This is a genomic window from Microcystis sp. M53598_WE2, assembly GCF_030067735.1.
GTDB lineage: Bacteria > Cyanobacteriota > Cyanobacteriia > Cyanobacteriales > Microcystaceae > Microcystis > Microcystis aeruginosa.
In genome coordinates this window covers 1-3,374 of record NZ_JASJFE010000204.1, presented here as the reverse complement: position 1 = coordinate 3,374, position 3,374 = coordinate 1, and the positions used below count along the sequence as shown (strand labels likewise).

General features: G+C 38.5%; 2 protein-coding genes. Both read left to right on the top strand.

The features are described from left to right. The coding region (locus PX636_RS04385) for a polyprenol monophosphomannose synthase (protein WP_288116329.1) at positions 1–2,200 on the top strand (2,200 nt) is incomplete at its 5' end. Positions 2,201–2,278: 78 nt separating this feature from the next. Next, positions 2,279–3,259, top strand: coding sequence for a hypothetical protein (locus tag PX636_RS04380; RefSeq protein WP_288116328.1), 981 nt, complete (start codon positions 2,279–2,281; stop codon positions 3,257–3,259). Positions 3,260–3,374 lie beyond the last annotated feature (115 nt).

The following is a 3,374-nucleotide window of genomic DNA, read 5'->3' as shown; positions in this document are numbered from 1 at the left end:
GGGATTAGTTATTTTGATTTTTGCTTCTCCCTTAACTCTATACAGTGCCATATATTGTGAACATACCCTCGCTGTTACTTTAGGATTTTTGGGAATTGTTATCGCTTTTTTTCTACCCGATACAGCTAATAGTGGCTGGCTGCCCAATTTATTAGGCGGATTTCTAGTGGGTTTATCGGTATGGTTCCGCTCCGAATGTCTGGCCCTAGTGGCAACTTTAACTTTATTAGTTTTCTTGGGGTTAACTCCAGAACAAACCTCAATTTTTGCTTGGTATTCAACCGAGCAAAATCTTAATTTTTCTGAATTTCTGCTAACCAATCGAATAGCTTTTGTTTTTGTGCTAGGTATGATTGTTAGTGTGTTTGTACTGTGGTTTTGCAATAAGTTAATTTATAATCGTTTTCTAGGAGTTCACGCTCTGTTAGTCCTTGAGGAGTTTTCTTGGAAAAAACGTATTCAAGAAGCCCTGACCAGTTTTTATCAGTTGAATAGCTCTTTTTTGCTGCATTTTCCTATCTGTATAATTCCCTTAGCTTACTTGCTCACTTGGAGCGGTCAACAATTGAATTTTGCCAAGGATATTCCCGTCACTTTAATTAGTGTAACGGCGATTATCATCTTGGCTGTTCTCGTCAATCTTCGCCAGCAAGGAATGGTCAAAACCAAGGCGTTAGTCAAGGACAATATAATTTACTTCCTGATACTTTTAGCCAGTTGTTATCTATTTGACATCGCCAATATATCTCTAGATAAACAAATGCTTTTTGTCTATGCTCTCTATTTTATCTACACAGTAGGGGTATCTTGTTTAGTCGATATTGCCCCGGGAGAAGTCATGGTGGGAGGTAAACAATGGGGACCGAGATATTTATTGCCTCTTATCCCCTTTGTTACCTTATTAACGGTGGAACAAGTAAAAATTCTAGGAGCGAACCAAGAAGTTTTACTAGCCAAGGGAAGCTTGGTTTTACTGTTAATCTTACTGGCAATAGCTGTCTATAAAAACATTTATCAAGGTGGAGAATTTTTCTATAAAACCCATCAGGGGATAGCACCAGCTATCAAAAGCATAGAAGAGAATCCTAATTCTATTGTTGTCTTTTCTCATCAATATGCGGCACAAGTTTTAGGTTTTGGTCTGGAGAAACAAAAAACTTTCTTCCGTGTGGAAAATAGTCAAGCCATGGTTAAACTATGCCAAGAATTAGTCGGTCAAGGATTGTCTAGTTTTCCTTACGTTTGCTATCCCTATCGCCCTTGTCAACTCTTAGAATCCCCACCGGAAGAACTGGAATTTAGCCAAGATGGACAAAAGTTTCAAATTGGCATAAATCGCTCTGGAATCATTGGTAAGTATCCTTTCTATGAAATAGTTATATCTGCTACTCAGACAGGTTTACTAGCCCAAAAATCCGAGGATAAGCCCACAATTACTCCAGCAGCTAATGATTTAGTCTGTACGATTTTACCCACTTATAACGAGCGAGATAATATTAGTCAATTAATTGAACGTTTACTAGCTAGTGTTCCTAGTCCTTATTTAGTGCTAGTGGTGGATGATAATTCTCCCGATGAAACTTGGCAGATAGTAGAAGATTTAGCTCAACAATATCCCACTCCTCCCCAAGATTCGCAATTCCAATCGGGGGTAATTTTGTGTCGCAGAATCAACGAGAAAGGGTTAACTTCGGCTCTACAAAGAGGTATTGACGACGCGATTAATCTGTATGGGGCTAAAATTATTACTTGGATGGATTGTGATTTGTCTATGCCTCCAGAAGATGTGCCGCAATTAATCACAGCGATTCGAGCTAAAAAAGCTGATATGGCCCTAGGTTCTCGTTGGATTCCGGGGGGTGATGATGTTGCCCACGGACTGATGGCCCGGATGTTAAGCTGGATTATTAATCGCATGGCCATCGTGATGCTAGGCAATCAAGTTCACGACTATACCAGTGGTTTTATTGCCGTTCGTTCTCAGGTTTTAGAAAAAATTCGCTTAAAGGGAGATTATGGAGAATATTGCATTGATTTATTAACCCGTGCCAATCGTTTGGGTTATAAGTTAGTGGAAGTTCCTTATCTTTGCGTTCCCCGCATTTATGGTGAGAGTAAAACTGGAATTAATCTCTGGGATTATTTGTCAAAAGGACGGAAATATGTGGCAACTATTTGGCAATTATGGCAAGAAAGATAAGATAATTATATCTTTTTTGAACTAGAATTAGTGATTCTGTAGTTATCCTCTGGTTCTTCAACTCTAGGAGCTAAACTTATGAAGAAAATGTTTACTTTTTGGCCTTGGTTAGCTACCGTTGGGGTGGCCTGGTCTTTGGGTTTTTTTTATAACGTATACTACGGTGGTGAATTAAAGTGGCTCCTACAAATGTACGAACAAAAAGTATCTTTTGCCAAGCAGATAGATGCACCGAGACGAATAATTTTTGCGGGGGGGTCGGGAGTACAATATAGTATTAACTCTCAATTCCTCGAACAGGAGCTAAAAATCCCAGTTTTTAACTTTGGTTTACAGGGAGATTTGGGATTAAATGTCATCTGCCCAATTATTTTAGAGCAGGTACGTCCGGGGGATATAGTGGTTCTCATTCCTGAGTATTTAATGTTACTGGATGATGATGGTATTGGTTATGGTGATGGTTTATTTGGTTCGGTTCCCTTTGGTGTTGCTATTGGAAAACCGGGTTTAGGAAATATACCCTTAGAACAATTAGTTTCCGAGACTTGGTTAATGGGAGTTCCTAGTTTACGCGCTATAGTAAAAACTGCTGTTGATGTTATACAAACAGGAAAAGCTAGGGGTTATTTATCAGATCCAATCACAGAAAAAGGAGATCCTACCGTAGTCAAACATCGTACAGGTAAATGGTGGGCTAGAACATTTGATCGACCTGTTTCGCAACACTCCCTCAAACGCATCGCTCAATTTCAAGAGGAGTTAAAAGCTAAAGGTGCTGATTTAGTAGTTTCTCTCTCTTGGGTTTATGCTAAGACCGATGAAACCACTGTCAAAAATGTTAAAAAAACTATTGAAGAATTGTCTAATATAGTGCCTTTAATCTACAATCCAAAAACTCTTAATCTGCAAACAGATTCTAGTTTATTTGCCGATACCCATGAGCATTTATTACCGGAAGCAAGAATAAGACGCTCTAGGGAACTGGTGCAACAACTGCGTCCTATAATTCAGGGAAAAACTACTCAAAATCATCGAATTATTTCTATTCTCAATCGATAATTGAAAATTAGATAAAACTTTTGTACTAGCAGTAATTTGGGATGGAGATAGCAGGGAATTGATTTAACCGGCAAAATTACCGTAAATTTCCCTGAATTTATTCAATTTTATTTTT

Coding starts and splice junctions, on each gene's coding strand:
- PX636_RS04380 (WP_288116328.1), top strand. CDS start 2,279: ATGAAGAAAATGTTTACTTTTTGGCCTTGGTTAGCTACCGTTGGGGTG.